The sequence below is a fragment of the Sulfolobus sp. E5-1-F genome, from assembly GCF_009601705.1.
Taxonomy (GTDB): Archaea; Thermoproteota; Thermoprotei_A; order Sulfolobales; family Sulfolobaceae; genus Saccharolobus.
This window is the reverse complement of the sequence record NZ_CP045687.1, coordinates 2,307,095-2,324,472: the sequence shown is the minus strand read 5'-3', so window position 1 is coordinate 2,324,472 and position 17,378 is coordinate 2,307,095. Positions and strand designations below refer to the sequence as shown.

Sequence of the window (17,378 nt, the reverse complement as noted above, 5' to 3'; positions counted from 1 at the left end):
AATAAGGATGAAAGTTATACATCCATATTTCTATACTTTTTTGTTTTTTAATTTTACTGTATTTCTCCCAATTTTAATAAACGGGGTTAGGATAATTAGTTTGTGGTATTCTCCCTTATCTGATACTGGACAACAAACGTTCATATTTCCCTTTTTAATATTCACTATTATATATCTCGCTTGTTCTAGTATAGTTGGGTACTTCCTTTATAGATATAAGGAGAATAAATTCATATTAGTGAAAGGGGACTTCAATGTACTAAATATTATAAAGAGTCTTCTCAGAGATAAAACGTTTAGAAAAATATTAACTTTATATTCAATCGCCTATTCTTTATCTTTCTTAATAGTTGGAGGAGTTATATTGATCCCAAACATCAACATTAGCCCATATTTTATAAAATTAACAATAATAACATACGACGCATATGGAATTCAAACGTACTTCAATTTTTTCGTGCTTAACATACCAATGATCGTCTTTGGTTTATTAAACACGTTAATATTATCATTTGCGTTCATGCTAAGCTACTATACTATATCACTAATGTACGTGTCATACAATTTAATGAAATGGAAAGTACCAAGGACTTTTAGGATAGCTACGACAAACATGGTAGGGGGATTCTTGACGGCCTCAGTCCCATCAATTGGAACAATTGCTGGAATTTGTTGTTTAACCCCTACTGCAATAAATTCATTATTGTATCTCGCATCTTCCTCGTTCCCATTAATAAGTAAAAACCTAGTGTGGAAATACACACTCTATATGGGAGTGCCTCTACTCTCTACTATCTCCCAATTAATAATACTATCCTCCCCCGTATTTGCTGGAGTAGCAATTCTCTCTTTATCATTATACTCTCTCATGCAAGTTGGCAAGAAATTAAGAGAGGGATTATTATGGCAAAAACAATGATCTCCGATAATTTTACATTAATTTTAAGAATATCAATGGCTTCCATATGGCTCTACGCCGGTATTATAGGGAAACTTCTCAATCCAGGATTTCTGAATCCATCATCCGAACAATATGTAGGTTTTACGATACAATACTTAGCCCAAGGATCTATTATAAGACAGTTTCTATATATAGTCGCAATGCCACATCCAGTTCTAGTGGGAACATTAGTGATGATAGGAGAGATTTGCTTTGGGATTCTAACTCTTATAGGATTAATGAGTAGATTATGTAGTGTAGTAGCATTTTACACTAACTTAATTTACTTCTTATCAGCTAGCTGGACTGGAGCTGAGGAATATGGGTTAAATCTTCTAATGATGATAATAAACGCGTACATAATAGCTTATGGTTCTGGTAATTTCTCAATAGACTCCTTAATATCACGAAAATTTAACGCTATAAATAACAACGTACTATGGATAATAGTGGGCACTATGATATACATTGCGGTCATTGTATATTTAATGGTTGTCTAGGATCTTGTCAGTTTTAGATATCCAACTAGTAGTAGAAGAGATGCCAATACAGAATATAAGTATCTATCATAAATTACTAAATTTACAATATAAAATCCAAGTACTACAGAATAATATATCATGTTCTTGCTTCCGAATGGTGCTAGTCCATAAACGCCTAAGGAGAAAGAGATTGAAGCTATTATATAAGGTAAAATCAAGGCAAAGTTATTACCTATTAAAATGACTTCAAACAAATAAAACGGTAAACTAGATAACGTAATTATCAAAGGTATCTCAGCTATTAACTTTCCGACATATACTTTGCTTATTCCTACTAACCTCATGATTTGCCTTAATTCGCCTCTAGGAAAAGATGATAACAAATAGTAGCTCATTAAATCAATAAAGGAAAAGATGAACAATAAAAGAATAATAAGTGGTATCTTTAATGTATTTGAAAAATTATTATAGGTGAAATTGATGTTCATAGGAAGATTGACATTATCTGAATTAATCTCGACAATTGTATAGTTTAAATTTTCTCGTTTAGGATCTACTGCGATAAAAGTTTTACCATTAACGCTTATAATTGAAAGATTTTGGCTAGAATAATATTTTAAAAAGAGACGTGAAAAAACGAAAGTAGTTGAAGAATTTGGTATAGATAGTGTTAGATTTAAGTCTTTTGGAAATGAGCTCACTATCACATCAACCTTAGTACTATTCTGAATATACGCAACTGGCAGATATATGCAGAACGATCCATTATTAGTCCTAACGCTTTCTTGGAAATCGTAATATGAAACCTTTACTTCTGAACTTACACCATTTCCTTGGAAGTTGAATACATAGCCCGATACTTTTATCCCATGAGAGGAGCCCTCAACAATTCCTATAACACTTATTGACATGAAAAGAATTTGTGCGATTACTAGTGACAAGCCTAAGGCTATGAGAACTAGGAAGATGAACACAGTTGTTCTTTTAAATTCCTGCGTAAAAATGTAAGAAAGTCTCATCTGGTGTCACTTCAACAATCTCATACTTAGTTCCTCGTTTATCCAATTCACTCTCGATACTATTATCGTCTTTACTTTCCCATACCTCATTATTCTCAAATCTTATAACCTTGTACAGTAATTTATCCTTAGGACCATCAAAAACGACCCTACCTTTAGACAGAATTACAACCCTATCTATTAGATCCCATATATCTTTAAGGTTATGATGAGCAATTACCACACACCCTTTAAATCTCCTTATTAAATCTCTAGTCAGAAAAGAAATTTGAGATAAGTCATCAACTATGAGATGGTTAGGAGAAAAAGGTAATGAAAGAGCTAAGGATAATCTCTTTTTCTCATCTAGGGATAAATTCTTAACTTTTTTGCTCCCATCTAAGCCAACAAGGTCTAAATACCGATACTCCTTATTAACATAACCAATTACATCTTTTACACTGAGAGTTGGTATAAATTTGGGTACTTGAGGTATATAGGCAATCTTTCTCTTGTCTTCTAAATACACTTTACCTTTAGTCGGTTTCATATCCCCAGCTAACATTTGAAGTAACACAGTCTTCCCCGAGTTATGAACGCCTATAATTCCTATTCTATCGTTATCGTAAATATCTAGATTAACATCAACTACTACGAAACTTCCATGAAAAATTTTACTTACGTTTACTGCTCTTATCACGTCAAAGTTTAGTATTCTTAAAACCTAATATACTTTCTCGTAATTCGGTAACTAAATTTTACAATCTATCAACCACTCAATTTAGGTTTGGACGCTCTATATACGTTTTTCTACAATCCATGATATTCCATAGATAGTCACTAGGGCAGTTCAGTAATAAACCTATATGGTTTATATCGCTAAAGGGATTGGTTTTTCCGTGACTTCGGTACTGAGTATCTTAGGAGTAAAAGCTCATATTTATAGCAGAATCTATGTAAAAGTTTTAGTAAATTAATAGAAACTTCGCATCGTATAAAAGCGTTAACTACAGCTTGTTAGTTCTATTTATTTCAATAATTGCTTAACCAATTGTAATAAAAGACATCAATAATAGTAGCTTCTTGAAAATGACGTATAATATATAACGTTTAATTTTTTACAATGAAAGTTCTAAGGTATATTTATACTATACACGCTTGAACCATTTTATAATAATTTAAATCTTTTTGAATAGAATCTATGTTAATGTTTAAGGGATTTGAGGTAAATTCACGCAAAATACTACAATAATAAATGTCACGAGTCTAAACTTCATACATAAATATGACAGAAAAAATGTTTAAATGTGAATGTGAGGATAGCACTAAGAATATTAACTATAGTATTAATAACACTAATTTTATCAGAATCTTTGAGTGGCGTATTAGTCACATCGGGCAGTGTGAAAAACGTATTCATGAGTTTAGTTGTATTAGATGGAAAGCCAATAATAGCAATACAAACTTATGAAGGTGATTTTCTAAATATAACTCTAGAAGGGGTTAATGGAAATAGAATAACTCTACCCCTAATTTCTCTCAATACATCTAACGTTCAAGCATACGTCTACGATAAATATCTAGTAATTGGAATTCAAGAACGAGGAAGTTTAACAGTATATGTTATAGACTCCTCGTTAGCTTCAATTAATCACATAAAGCTAAATTACAACTATTCTGTACAATATCCACTCCTAACCGGAAGTTATTTAGTTCTTATTAGCAAGAAGCTAGTGGGAGTAATAAGCAGAAATGTAGCCATTAATTATTCACTTTTAATTAATTATATAGTTTTTAATTTAAATAATAGTTCACTTTTTAAGGAAAATATCCCCATTTATAACATTTCTATATTTGCCATTAATTTCATTAATAATTATGAAAAGAATATTAGCATAACTGATGCTATTGGATTTCCATTGAATTTTACACCAACTGAGAATAATACTATAGGTGACCCTTTCTTTCCATTGAATGGAGTATTACCAATTTTTTCATATGAAAATTGGATTTACATAGTCAATCCCGTTTATTCTAATTCCACGATAGAAGGATACGAAGTTGAGACTGTGAATTTAAATACAGGGTCGGTAAGTTCTACAGCAATTAAGTTTAAGGGATATATGAGTGAGTGTATTCCTTCTAACCCAGATGGCTTGCAGTTCCTAGTATTCTACAACGAGAGTAACATCTCGGTTTACTCTATTAATGGAAGTTATATAGAAAGCTTAGAGATAAACAATTTCACTAAACAACTAGAGAGGCCTTATGCAATATATGAACCCTCACTTCCCCCCGTATTTTTTGGGCCACTAAATGGCCTACTGTTTGTTTATCCAATTCTAGAAATAGGGCCTACTATCAATATAATCAGTATTTCAATTGCTACTGTACCATCACTTACGATTCATATTTCGGATTATTATTTGATAGCCAGATCCTATCTCGATACAAACTTAGTTCTATTTAATACTACTTACGGCCTAAATATTTATAACATGTCCAATTTTTATATCTACAACAAATCAATTCTCTTGATATCTTTTTATAATTCATCTTTATCATACTATGAAATTGGCAAAACCTTTTTAAATAGACTTCCCCCGAATACAATAATTTCAACTGGGCTTGTTGTAGAGAACAACTCTGTGCAATATTACCATAATTCCTCATTCTTGTCTCAGAATTTTCCTTTAATTCAAGGCTCTCCTATAATCTTAAGATATAATAATGGCACGTATGAACTAGTCGTAGGCTTACCAAACTCAACCATTTATATACCTAGAGAATATTTCGTTGTAGGGGTGTACAATAATACTATAGTGTTATACCATAAGGGCAAATTCTACTTATCACCGGGAGATAAACTTCATGAATTAAATTTCAGCATTCAGCGCGATAGCAATAACTTTACAAATTATATTATCGTGTGCGTTATCGTATTACTAGTATCAATTGGAATATATGTTATAATTCGTGAAAAAGATAGAATTTCGTAGGAAGATGCAACATCTAATCCTTTTAAATTCAAACCTAACTATATTCTGTAATGATAAAAAGTTACACCATAATGCTCTCGCACAATGATTGGAGCCGTTATACTGAGAAATTTAACGAAGAGGAATTATATGTAAAGGTTATAAGGAGAATTCCTTCATTAGATGGACTCACTGAAAACGTTATGGGCGTAATTTACGCTAAGGATAAGGAATTATATAAGCAAATAATTAAAATGCTTGGTAGAAATGCAACTACAATTGATTTTAGAATAGTAAACGAGTACAAAAACAAATCTGGTATCAGAGCAATATATGCGTCAATAGAGAGTCTTAGAGGCAGAATAGCTGAAAGGTTGTTAAGGGATTGTAGAATTTTTAGCATGTCTGAAACTATATATGAAGGAATGGAAAGATGGAGTATAATTGCTGACTCTGAAAATTTCATCAAGATTATACCAGAAGTGAAAGAGCTAACTTACGAGTTTAAAATTATTGAGGAATCATCAAATCCTTTCCTTTCAGTTAAGGAAGAACTGACACCTAGAGAATTATCAATTCTGAAGTTAGCCCTTGATAAGGGATACTTCGAAACCCCTAAAAGAATAGGATTAGAGGAATTAGCAAATGAGTTGGGTGTTTCTAAACCAGCTATAATGCAAGTTTTAAGAAAAGCCATTTCGAAGTTAGTCGAAAAAAGTATAAGAGATTTTTAACTTCCTAGAGAGCTTAAAACACCTAATCCTATCATGAAAATTCCTAAGAATAGTAATGATAGTCTTCCTGCCCTAGCTAAAATTTGGAAATTTCCTTTTACTCCCTTTACTAAACCTTTGTATATTAATAACACCACCATCGACTGAGCTATCCATGAACCTGCCCCAAACAATAGTCCGATTAAGAAAGTGGCATTGACACTAATAAGTGCACTAAGGGCGATAGTTAATAGTAGTACTACTATGAAGTCTCCTCCAAAAGCTGCAGCTATCCCGTGAACCCAGATTAACTTGTAATCTGGATTACTATCTTTATCCACAACTTTATCCTTGCCTCTTATAATGAAAATTAAGGCAACACCTATCATCGTCAATCCTACTATAACATCTACTATTGGGTCTAAGTTGTAATTTTGGAAGAACGTGAAGAGTTGTCCAGTCAATGCGCTCAAACTAGCCCAAACGAGTGTTAATGCTCCTGCGAAAACGCTTGTAGAAATTATGGCACCTTTAATATTCTTTTGCATTATTCCATAGGATACGGTAATTGGCCATGTATGTTCATCAGGTTTTAGTCCATGAACTACACCTATTATGAAAATTGCTAAAGGCCAATAAATGCCTAAAACTAATAATATTTTACGTGCTATAGGCTCTAATATATCGGGCAATGAAAGTATGGCAATTGCAATCCCAAGAGATATTGAAAGTGCGATTATGAGTTCTTTCCTACTCATACAGTATTAGGGTGACCCTAAAGTATATAAATTTTTCTACTGATATACTAAGTTGAGATAACGATTTTATTAATCTGGTATAAATTATTATTATTTTTAGTTATTTCATCTAACGTATATCACTTTTATGAGGGCATTTTTGGAATTACATATCTTTAATCGAATTCCCTGCTGGGAGATATAATTTGTTCATCTCTTAATTCTAAATAAAATTATTTTAGCCTTAAAAGGTAATACTAATATCAAATTTCTCCAAATCTTTAATATTCTAACCCACGTTCGATAAATTAGAAGAAAAAAGTTTTTTAAAATTATCTTCTTCTAATTAACACCACGGCTATTACTATTATTGCAATTATTAGTGCAATTATTCCAATTATTGTATATGTCATATTATTTGGTGATGAAGAAGTTATTATATTAGATGTGGCTGAAGGAGATGATGAAGATAAGGATGATAAAGTACTCGATGATGTTAAAGTAGTAGAGGTACTTATGGACGTTGAAGTACTTGGCTGTGCAGAGTAAACTATATAATATGTTGAGGACGGATCATCGAATATTTCCAGTCTTCCATTTACGATGAAGTAATTGGAAGAGTTTAATTTAACTAATGTACCGTTCTCAATTTTATAGACTCCAATTATGGAACCATTATTAAGTGTTGTAATGTTGAAAAAGATATATTGTGAAGTCACATTGACAACAACTACTTGTGCCAAATGAACGTTACCATTTATGTGTATGTTAGTAATGTTCACCATTAGTGGATGTGTTGCAGTAACGTTATAGGTAGTATTATCTTCTGTTAATAATATAAATTTTGATGTAGAGTTCAACGTTATTTCCACTAGTACGCCTTTGTGATCATGCACTATGACTAAATGAGAAATATTAACCACTGCAGTTGACGTTATATTGCCTTCATCGTTACTTGCTACTATTGTTGGGACTCCATTAATGTAAACGTAACCCATAAAGTTCACATGTATTTGTTTTACTCCACTAACTGTAACTATCTTAAGTTCAGTAAATGCTATGTTATAATTAAGTCCCACCTTGGCTAACATCATCTCTGAATTTCCAATTATACTCGAAATATGCACATATCCTAGAATTGTACCATTTGCTCCATAAAATTCTATTGTTTCAAAGTCTGCGCGTATGTTTCCCTTACCGGACATTACTGGGACTAATCCTTCACCTTTCCAAACTAAGGCAGGGTTTAGTGTACCATTAAAATACGCTGTAGTAACCTTATATCCATTAATAGTTGAGTTACTTTCTGTCCCATTATAATTAATACTAACTAGTAATGGAGAATATCTCCTCGGTATCTGTGCTGTTGCAGTTAGCTCTCCACTGTCTGATACTTTAGCTTCTATAGAGGTTACAGGGAGTAAGTATAGACTTATTTTATTACTTATACTACTATTTTCGCTATTAATTGTTAACGTTGCATTAGCTATTGTGGAACCGTTTGCGAATTGAAGAATTACTTTACCTGTTTCATTAATGTACGCGTAAGTGTTAATAACAGTAGCATTAAAACCAGCCCATATTAATTCAGTCTCATTTACACTGTTTATCATTATTCTTATTAAATTAGGTAAGTTAGTTTTTATCACGATATTGCTGTTAGGATAAGCTGATATGTTAACATAACCTTCAAATTCTTTTGGAGAGGGAGCAAATAAAAGAGTGTAGACACTTCTGTTATACGTTACTTTAAACGCTTTACTATCACTTAAGGTTGCATTATATATAGCTGAAGTTACGGTATAAGTTACTGTATTTGCACTTAGTGGTCCATTAATACTGGAAGCTCTATACACACTATCATATCTTTGGTAATATACATGGATTGTAGGACTTGAACTGGCTGAAATTGGAATAGTTGCAAAAACCGTTAAGAGGAGAGGTAGGAGTATTAGCCACTTCATGTGAGGTAGTATGAAGTTTCCCCTTTATAAGGGTTATGTTGTTCCGCTTTCATGAAACGAGTTGAATCTTAAAAAATTTCTGAATAAAACTTTTATCATAAAATAATATAAATTCGTCTGAACCTTCATTATTACTATTATTTGTTGATTTAGCTATAAATTTAAAATAAAGACCTATATCATTAAGTATTTGTTGTGGAGTTAAATTCTCATAACTCTTACCATAAATGTAAGCGGTTATCTTCACATCATCCTCCTTCATCGTTACATTTGCGTAGGTTTGGTTAAGATTTAACGTAACGACTTGGCCATCTTCGAAATAGAGGATAACATACAGTTGAGCAAACGTTGTGTTAGGTTTGATACCAACCACATATATTCCATGGTCTTTAACGTGTATCTCAAATTTAGCCTTAAAAGAAAATGAATAGGTCTGAGGTTGTTTGGTGATAGTTGAAGATGCAGAGTTAGTAGAGGTTGCAGTTGAACCCGTAGTCTCAGATGTTTTGTTAGTTACAGTTGAGCTAGATTGAGAAATTATTTGAACTGTGGAAACATTTATTGGAATCCCACCTACTGGCTGGATAGGCTTATTGTGTAGTGTATAATAAAGTTCTATACCTAAGATTACATTTACAATTAACGTAACTATTACTAAGCCTACCAAGAGTGTTTGTCTATCCACGATTAATAATTAGTTAAGCATTCCATATAAACCTTGGTTCCATGAAACTGTGAAACCATGTAATTTGGAGTAACGCATTTACGTCAAAGTGTAATAAATCAAGTAACCAAAACGAGATATATTAGCTGTATGAAGTATCATACAAAATTAATCAAATAAATATAAAAGGCAAAATACTATATTACAGAGATCGAATGAAATATAGGTCACCCGCTAATGAGGCAGGGCATGATCATACGGGTTTTGCCCACGATTTTGGCGAAACCCTAGGGCTGAGGACTAATATTAAAAATCTTTAAGGTCTTTATGTGAATTGAACCATGAGGAAAGATTTTTTGGAATATATCTTCCGGAGTAAAAAATAAGGTAAAGACTTTAAACTCTAAACGACAAGGAGTAAATTAACACCATATATAGCAATCGCTAAGCTAATAAACTTGTTAATATTTAGTTAAGTTTGATGAAGATTTTGCTATTATTACTCTTACCATTGATAACAGTTCCAGTAATCATTTCACACTCCTCAGTCTTGAACATCTACTATAACGGTACTGTGGAGGCTGAACTTAGTGGAAACGTCAATCAATTTGTCCTAATAGGGCATAATATAACGAATCTTAAGGTCATTGGAGCTAAATACAACTTGTCTGGAAATATATTGTATCTTACTCCTACTACTACTAATACTACTGTCTTCATTTACTACAATGCCATATTACCTAAGGGGGTTATCCAAATTAATGAGCACTATAATGCTACAATCAATGTTTATCTGCCTCTTAACTCATCAATCAGTTATATTTCTCCGCAACCCTATAGTTTTAATATTATAGGCAATAATTATAATATTACTTTTATTAACACGAATAACGTGATTTTGCTCTATACCTTTTCTTCCCATATATCTACAACCCAAAATGAAATAGAACTTCCTATAATAATAGGGGGCTTGATAGGTAGCGATGCAGCCTTGATAACACTAATTCTATTCCTGTTAAGGAGAAAAAGCGTAGAAATTAAGGAGGAAGAGGAAAGTGTAGATTTCGTCCCAGAGGTGTTGGATGAAAGGGATACTATCGTGTTAGAGGCGATAAAAATGGGTACCAATACGTTAGCTGAAATAGTGAGACAGACCGGTTTACCTAAATCTACCGCATATAGGAGAGTTAAGAAGTTAGTTAAGCTAGGATATATAGAGGAGATAAGAGAGGAAGGTAAGATTAGATATGTCGTAAAAAGTGATAAAAAATAACTGTTTCATTGTTTCGGCACGTTTTCCTTAAAAGGATGAACTTACGATATAACGTTAGGTGAAATGGTGAACAAACTACTCTTGCTCGGTCTATTATTAGGCACAATATTAATAGGTGGAGTAGTAATTGGACAAGAAATAAGCGGAAGTTTAGGAACTATAAGCTATAACGTTACCTCACCAACTATACAAACTACTCTAGCCTCCTTCAATTTAGCAAATTTAAGTGCTGGGCAAAAGGGTACATTGACAGAAAACGCTACTCTTACTGTTTCCGCTAATGGCACTTATACCATAAAATTAAAAGAGGATATACTAGAAGACGTGTTCTCTCAATTTAACGTTACAATTCGCATTGCCAATAACACCTTTACATTATCTCTACACGGAACAGATCACTACACATTATACCTCAACAAGGGCACTTATACGGTAAACATTAAAATATCTTATCTAGTATCACAAAACCCCGAGGCAAAGTCAGTTAGTAATGTTCCATTCTTAATAGTAAAATATGGAGGAGAGCAACAAGAAGTACAGACACAAGCTACAGAACATGGAAAGAAAAATCATGAAGATAATGGAAAGGATCATCATGAAGATGATAATGAGCAAGATGACTAAAAACCAAATTAAACATAAATGGGAAAAAATAATATATCTAAGTTAAGATTTTTTCAGTAAGGACCCAGTTCTTCATCGTTCAGGGAGAGATTTCACATCATGCATTATATTTTTCTTTCAAATAATCTAATAGTCTAGATGGGTTATACGTCTCACCAAATGACCTCATTTGCAACTCCTTTACTGAATATATAGCTCCATATTTATGAATTTTCTCCCTTAGCCATTCCTTCATCTTCTCCACATTACTAATATCAAAACCAACCTCCCTCTTCATGTGATAGTAAACCATACCAGCTATAACATTCCCTAATGTGTAAGTTGGAAAATATCCGAAAGAGCCTTGACTCCAATGAACGTCTTGTAAAACTCCCTCTCCATCATTTTTAGGTCTTATATTCAGATATTTATCCATCAAGTCATTAAATAGTGAGGGGAACTCGTTAACCTCTAAACTACCCTCTATTGCCTTCTTTTCAATTTCATATCTGATTGCTATATGAAAGTTATATGTGACTTCGTCTGCATCAACCCTTATTGGTTGCCTTTTTACCCCATTAACGTAGTAATATACATCATCAACACTGTCTTTAACGCTAAGCAAGGGATAAATAGTCTTAACGAACTCATAGCTTCTTCCCACTATGTTCTCCCAAAATCTGGACTGCGATTCATGAAGACCCATGGAAGGAGCTCTGGATAGAGGAGAGTATTCTAAGCTTGGGTCTATTTGTAACTCATATATTGCATGACCACTTTCATGTATTAGAGAATATAAGACTCTCTTAAAATCATACCCTTCATACCTAACTGTTATTCTAACATCGTTTCTACTCATTGAGGTAGTGAAGGGATGAGGAGAAACGTCAATCCTAAATCTATCCCTAGGCATCTTTAGTACGTCATAAGCTATCTTCTCTATAATTTTACTCATTTGAAAAACATCGTATCTATCATCTTCAAAATGATACTTTCTAGTAAACTTATCATCGACTTTGTCAAGAATCTTTGACAAATTGGGTAGTAATTGATTAAATACGCTATCTGCATCGGAAACAGTAAATCCTTCCTCATACATATCCAAGAGAGCGCTATATGGATGATCTTTATAGCCTAATCTATTCGCTATCTCTCTCTCGATTTCAACTATTTGCTCTAAATAAGGTCTAAAAGTGTTAAAATCTCCCTTAGCTTTAGCATTTCTCCAAACTACTGTAGCTTCTGATGTTATTCTGCGAAGTTTCATTTCTAATTCTTCTGGTACAGCATCATAATACTTATATTCCCTATCTAATACTCGTTTTAAGCCTCTTTCAACGTCATTTTTAGGCTCTAACTTCTCCACATTACTTCTAATACTTAATAATAGTTTCCTTCTCAAGTTACTTAACCTTGCTAAAGCCTCTCCTCTTGCCTCAATTCCAGATTGGGGCATGTAAGTTTGAATATCCCAATCCAGTAAACTTATTGCGTGCTCAATTGCCCAAATATCTTCATACATAAATTAGGATATAGGAAAACAAATAAAAAATTATACAGGTTTAGTTACAGCACCCATAGAAGCTTGCGAGACTAGAGAAGCATATTTCGCCAATAGTCCAGATTTATACCTAGGCTGTGGGGGAGACCATTTCTTTAGTCTATTCTTTATCTCCTCCTCAGGTAACTTTAAGTCCAACCTTTCGTTTTCAACATCAATTATTACAGTATCCCCATCTTCAACTATTGCAATCGGCCCGCCTACCATTGCCTCTGGTGCTACATGACCTACCATTGGCCCCCTAGTTGCCCCTGAAAATCTACCATCAGTAACTAAGGCAACGTTATTCAAACTTGCTCCCATGATTGCTGCTGTAACTCTTAACATTTCTGGCATCCCAGGAGCACCCTTAGGACCTTCATATCTTATAATTACTACTTCACCTTCCCTAACTTCCCCACTTTGAACACCCTTAAAAGCGTCATCCTCGGAATTGTAAACCTTAGCCTTTCCTTCAAATTTAACAAGGCTGGTTGCAGCTACTTTTATAACAGCACCTTCTGGAGCCAATGATCCCTTTAATATAACTATACCTCCTCTGGGCTTAATCGGATTATTGACATCTCTAACTATATGACTGTGGGGTACGTTGGGATACTTGTATTCTTCAAGGTTTTTCTTCATAGTCTTTCCAGTAACTGTTAAAACATCACCATGAAGAAGTCCAGCATCTAATAGCTTCTTTAAAACTACTGGAACGCCTCCAACTTCATCTAAATCAGCCATCACATAATCTCCACCAGGTTTCATACTTGCAATATAGGGTGTTCTTCTGGAAATTCTATTAAAATCATCTAAGGTTAATTTCACTCCTGCCTCATAAGCTATTGCCAATAGGTGTAGTACTGCATTTGTTGAACCACCCATTGCCATTAGCGTTGTTATCGCATTCTCAAAGGCCTCAAAAGTCAATATATCCCTAGCCTTTATTCCGTTTTCAATTAAACTACCTAAAGCTTTTCCCGTTTCTCTTACATACATTACCCTTCTTGATGAGGTAGCAGTTGGTGATGCGCTCCCTGGTAATGCCATTCCTAATGCCTCTGACATTGAGGCCATAGTGTTAGCTGTAAATAACCCAGAACAAGTTCCTAATGTAGGATGAGCCCTTTTCTCTATTTCGTATAACTCATCTTCCGTTATTCTCTTTGCTAAATAAGCACCTATTGCCTCATGCACGTCTTCTATTGTTAACCTTTTACCCATAAAGTATCCTGGCTCAGCTGATCCGCCATAAATGTAAATTGAAGGAACATTTAACCTAGCCATTGCCATTAATATACCGGGCTCTGTCTTATCACAACCTCCAATACCCACTAATCCATCGAATGCATGAGCATTAAATTGTGCCTCTATCATGTCTGCTATTAAGTCCCTGCTAACTAAACTATACCTCATTCCCTCAGATCCCATTCCAATGTTATCGTTAATTACCATTGTTGGAAATGCTAATGGAGATAAACCAGCTTCTTTTGCACCCTCTTTAGCTACTCTCGCTAACGTTAGTGTGTGGAAGTTACAAGGCCCCGCTTCACTCCATGCTGTAGCTATGGCAACTAATGGTTTACCTATCTCTTCATCTGTTAAACCAACAGATCTTAAAAATGCCCTATGTGGAGCATTATATACTCCATGATATCTTGAGGGACTATTCAATTTTGTTGGCATATAGAGAAATCCGAACGGAGGCTAATAAGTAATCATGTTTACAAGTTAGGTTTAATTAGAGGATTTTCACGTATCTTTCATCCCAGTAGAACCATTTCACCTTATTTTACGACGCTACTGGTAGAAAACCCTGCCCTTCACGGCAAGATGAATGAAACATACTTTTAAATCACAAAATTAGGGCGGGGATGAGGGTAATAACTTAAACATAAGAAAGAGAAGGAAGTCAGATAGCAGTTTGAGAGTGGTTCGTAGCAAAATTTATTAATCATAAATGATAAAATATAAATACAAGGGAGGGTGGGAGGGTAAATTATGATAGATAGCCCAACAGATATAATTATAATCTTAGTAGTTATTGCTATACTCTTCTTTGGATCATCTAAAATACCAGAGCTTTTCAGGGCTTTAGGAAGGTCAATGGGAGAGTTCAAGAAGGGCCAACTAGAAGCAGAGATGGAAATGCAACAAATGATGTCTAATAACGTAGTCGAAAAGAGGGGGAGTAATGAAAGTGTAGAAGAGCTTGAGAAGAAAATAGCAGAATTACAAAAACAATTAGAAGCCTTGAAGCAAAGTAAGAAGACTTGAGGTATTCAACGTGGAAGAGAAAGTAAAGCAGGAGGGAAAAGAAGATAAGAGTTTTTTTGAAGAGAAGTCATTATTAGATCATTTAAGAGAGTTAGCAATAAGACTAAGGAGAATTATAATAGCATTAGCTATCTCGTTCTTCTTTTACTTCATGATGGGTATTGAGTGGATTAATATAGATCCATTACAAATACCATTTCTTGGGATAAATATCTCAAAAATTCCAATTCCTTATCCGTCATTTTACGATAGTATAGCAGTAGAAGTAACCAAATTCTTTATTTATCATGAATTACCGGCTAATACTAAGATAATAATAATAAACTTATTTGATCCGCTATATGCGTCGCTTTATGTTTCACTCTATCTTGCGTTATTGACTACGCTTCCCATAATAATTAGAGAAACTTGGGCGTTTTTAGCTCCGGGGTTGTATGAGCATGAAAAGAGAATATTTAAGCTAACCATAATTCCTGCATTTCTGCTTTTCTTCTCTGGGTCTATGTTTGCATTTTTCATATTAATCCCCTTAATGTTTGACATGATATCATTTTATACAAAGTCCTTAGGTCCAGCGGTAGAACCTACCATAAGTTTAAGTTCGTTCATATCTACAACTTTCTTATTAATGGGATCATTGGGATTAGCATTTGAGATGCCATTGATAATGATTGGTTTAACTTACCTAAGAATAATTAAGGCTAAGACATGGAGGAATTATTGGAGATGGGGAGTTTTAGTCTCATTTATTATTGCGTGGATAATTTCACCGGGAACAACTGGAGGAGTAATGGAAACAATAATAGGATTATCGCTATCGAGCCTATACTTTTTAGGAATGGGAATTTCGTTCTTTATAGAGAAGAAAAGGAAATCTTAAGTTACAAATAGTAGTTATCTTTATAATCATCATTAAAGATAAATATCAGTATGAGGAACTCGGAATCGATATCCAAAGCTCTAAAGGAAATATTTAATGTGGATCTCAACAAGTACTGGGATGAAGCTGAAGAAATAAACAATGAGATTAAGAGGGCTCTAGGGAACGATTTTAGATACGCACTAAGCGAAACCAAGAGGTATATTCTATATTCTATAATAAAATACTACAATCCAGACATAGTAATTGAAACTGGTGTTGCTCCAGGTGTATCAAGTACAATAATCCTCTCTGCTTTAGAGAAGGGTACGCTATACTCCATTGATGTAAGGGAGACTTTGGAGAATGGAAAGCAAGTAGGATTTCTAGTACAAGAACAGTTAAGGAGTAAATGGAAGTTATATATCGGAAGGAGCAGAGATATCTTGCCTGATCTATTAAAGAGGTTAGGTAAGGTTGATATTTTCCTTCACGATAGCGAGCATACGTTTGAGAACGTAACATTTGAACTAAATATCGTGTGGGACTACTTGAGAAATGGTGGAGTGTTGCTTATAGATAACCTAGATTTCACTAAAGCTCCTTATTACTTCGCTAAACAGAAAGGCGTAAAATTATATAAGTTAACAAACGAGGCTGGAGGTCTTGGGATTATAATTAAGAGTTGGAAATAGATAAATATTTAAGTTTAATAATGTACAAAAAATACTGATGATTCTTAATAGAACTAAAGCATCTGGTTATCTCATATTAGTAGGTGTATCGCAATTTTTGCTATTTTTTATAATATCAGAAATCTTATATCAAAATTACTCGGTCAAATATAATTATATTAGTGACTTAGGAGTTGGAAGAACTGCAGTAATATTCAACACATCAATAATCGTAATGGGACTATTAGTTATCATAGCATCAATATTGCTAAGGGCAAATTATTCCCCAATAATCTTTTTAGTAGGGATAGGGGCAACATTAGTAGGTATATTCCCGGAGAATACTGGACTACCACATTTGATTGCGGCATTAATAACTTTTCTTTTCGGAGGGATAGGGGCCATAGTTACTTCCATTAAGAGGAATTATTTTTGGACTATATTGGGTTTAGTAACATTAGCTTCACTGATCCTATATATTCTCAAAGATTATGGACCTTTAGGACCAGGCGGTTTGGAGAGAATGATAGTCTATCCAGAAATAATATGGGGGATAAGCTTCGCGACCTATTTAACACGTTAATTGTAGATATAGAAATTATTATTTAGAATACTATTAACTATTTTAAAGTAAAAATGTTAACAAGATAAGCTTTATATTCTCTTATAAGAA

The 17,378-nt window shown here is 33.7% G+C and carries 16 protein-coding genes and 1 pseudogene; 10 read left to right on the top strand and 7 right to left on the bottom strand.

The window, feature by feature from the left end:
- Window positions 1-7 precede the first annotated feature (7 nt).
- Together GFS03_RS12235 and GFS03_RS12230 are read left to right on the top strand one after the other, a co-directional pair.
- Window positions 8-919 (top strand): hypothetical protein, encoded by a 912-nt coding sequence (locus GFS03_RS12235; RefSeq protein WP_153424346.1) that lies wholly within the window; start codon window positions 8-10, stop codon window positions 917-919.
- Entirely contained in the window at window positions 904-1,440 is a 537-nt protein-coding gene (locus tag GFS03_RS12230; protein WP_153424345.1) for a TQO small subunit DoxD, read from the top strand. Before GFS03_RS12235 ends, GFS03_RS12230 begins: the two co-directional genes overlap by 16 nt.
- On the opposite strand, the gene GFS03_RS12225 is transcribed toward GFS03_RS12230, so the two are convergent.
- Window positions 1,437-2,441 carry a hypothetical protein gene (locus GFS03_RS12225; protein WP_153424344.1) on the bottom strand — a complete coding sequence of 335 codons (1,005 nt, stop codon included), beginning with the start codon at window positions 2,439-2,441 and terminating at the stop codon, window positions 1,437-1,439. The two genes, GFS03_RS12230 and GFS03_RS12225, sit on opposite strands and share 4 nt — an antisense overlap.
- Window positions 2,407-3,120 carry an ATP-binding cassette domain-containing protein gene (locus tag GFS03_RS12220; protein WP_153424343.1) on the bottom strand — a complete coding sequence of 238 codons (714 nt, stop codon included), beginning with the start codon at window positions 3,118-3,120 and terminating at the stop codon, window positions 2,407-2,409. Before GFS03_RS12220 ends, GFS03_RS12225 begins: the two co-directional genes overlap by 35 nt.
- Window positions 3,121-3,727: 607 nt before the next feature.
- Between GFS03_RS12220 and GFS03_RS12215 the strand changes: the two genes are divergently transcribed.
- Both GFS03_RS12215 and GFS03_RS12210 read left to right on the top strand, forming a co-directional pair.
- Window positions 3,728-5,419 carry a hypothetical protein gene (locus GFS03_RS12215; RefSeq protein ID WP_153424342.1) on the top strand — a complete coding sequence of 564 codons (1,692 nt, stop codon included), beginning with the start codon at window positions 3,728-3,730 and terminating at the stop codon, window positions 5,417-5,419.
- Window positions 5,420-5,469: 50 nt separating this feature from the next.
- The gene (locus tag GFS03_RS12210; protein WP_153424341.1) at window positions 5,470-6,132 is read left to right on the top strand and encodes a helix-turn-helix domain-containing protein; all 663 of its coding nucleotides are present in this window, start codon (window positions 5,470-5,472) and stop codon (window positions 6,130-6,132) included.
- Here the strand turns inward: GFS03_RS12210 and GFS03_RS12205 are convergent.
- The 3 genes and pseudogenes from GFS03_RS12205 to GFS03_RS12195 all read right to left on the bottom strand — a co-directional run bounded on the left by GFS03_RS12205 (window position 6,129) and on the right by GFS03_RS12195 (window position 9,575).
- Complete coding sequence (locus GFS03_RS12205; RefSeq protein WP_153424340.1) at window positions 6,129-6,869, bottom strand: hypothetical protein; 741 nt, start codon at window positions 6,867-6,869, stop codon at window positions 6,129-6,131. The genes GFS03_RS12210 and GFS03_RS12205 overlap by 4 nt on opposite strands.
- Window positions 6,870-7,180: 311 nt before the next feature.
- Complete coding sequence (locus GFS03_RS12200) at window positions 7,181-8,812, bottom strand: hypothetical protein (protein ID WP_153424339.1); 1,632 nt, start codon at window positions 8,810-8,812, stop codon at window positions 7,181-7,183.
- Between the two features lie 49 nt (window positions 8,813-8,861).
- Window positions 8,862-9,575: pseudogene (locus GFS03_RS12195) on the bottom strand (hypothetical protein).
- 382 nt (window positions 9,576-9,957) lie between these two features.
- On the opposite strand from GFS03_RS12195, the gene GFS03_RS12190 reads away from it, so the two are divergent.
- Window positions 9,958-10,749, top strand: coding sequence for a helix-turn-helix transcriptional regulator (locus tag GFS03_RS12190; protein WP_153424338.1), 792 nt, complete (start codon window positions 9,958-9,960; stop codon window positions 10,747-10,749).
- Between the two features lie 66 nt (window positions 10,750-10,815).
- A complete protein-coding gene (locus tag GFS03_RS12185; RefSeq protein WP_153424596.1) occupies window positions 10,816-11,373 on the top strand; it encodes a hypothetical protein in 558 nt (185 codons plus the stop codon).
- A gap of 97 nt (window positions 11,374-11,470) precedes the next feature.
- Here the strand turns inward: GFS03_RS12185 and GFS03_RS12180 are convergent, their stop codons facing one another.
- Complete coding sequence (locus GFS03_RS12180) at window positions 11,471-12,874, bottom strand: carboxypeptidase M32 (protein WP_153424337.1); 1,404 nt, start codon at window positions 12,872-12,874, stop codon at window positions 11,471-11,473.
- Between the two features lie 30 nt (window positions 12,875-12,904).
- Window positions 12,905-14,581, bottom strand: a complete 1,677-nt coding sequence (gene ilvD, locus GFS03_RS12175) for a dihydroxy-acid dehydratase (RefSeq protein ID WP_153424336.1) — start codon at window positions 14,579-14,581, stop codon at window positions 12,905-12,907.
- 315 nt (window positions 14,582-14,896) lie between these two features.
- Between ilvD and GFS03_RS12170 the strand changes: the two genes are divergently transcribed.
- Genes GFS03_RS12170 through GFS03_RS12155 form a run of 4 tightly spaced genes read left to right on the top strand, consistent with a single transcriptional unit; the run spans window position 14,897 to window position 17,288 of the window.
- Window positions 14,897-15,172 (top strand): twin-arginine translocase TatA/TatE family subunit, encoded by a 276-nt coding sequence (locus tag GFS03_RS12170; RefSeq protein WP_153424335.1) that lies wholly within the window; start codon window positions 14,897-14,899, stop codon window positions 15,170-15,172.
- 10 nt (window positions 15,173-15,182) lie between these two features.
- On the top strand, window positions 15,183-16,052 hold the full coding sequence (gene tatC, locus GFS03_RS12165; protein WP_153424334.1) for a twin-arginine translocase subunit TatC: 870 nt from the start codon (window positions 15,183-15,185) through the stop codon (window positions 16,050-16,052).
- A gap of 50 nt (window positions 16,053-16,102) precedes the next feature.
- Entirely contained in the window at window positions 16,103-16,726 is a 624-nt protein-coding gene (locus tag GFS03_RS12160) for a class I SAM-dependent methyltransferase (RefSeq protein ID WP_153424333.1), read from the top strand.
- A gap of 37 nt (window positions 16,727-16,763) precedes the next feature.
- Window positions 16,764-17,288: a DUF998 domain-containing protein gene (locus GFS03_RS12155; protein ID WP_153424332.1), complete on the top strand. Its 525-nt coding sequence runs from the start codon at window positions 16,764-16,766 to the stop codon at window positions 17,286-17,288.
- Window positions 17,289-17,378: the final 90 nt, after the last annotated feature.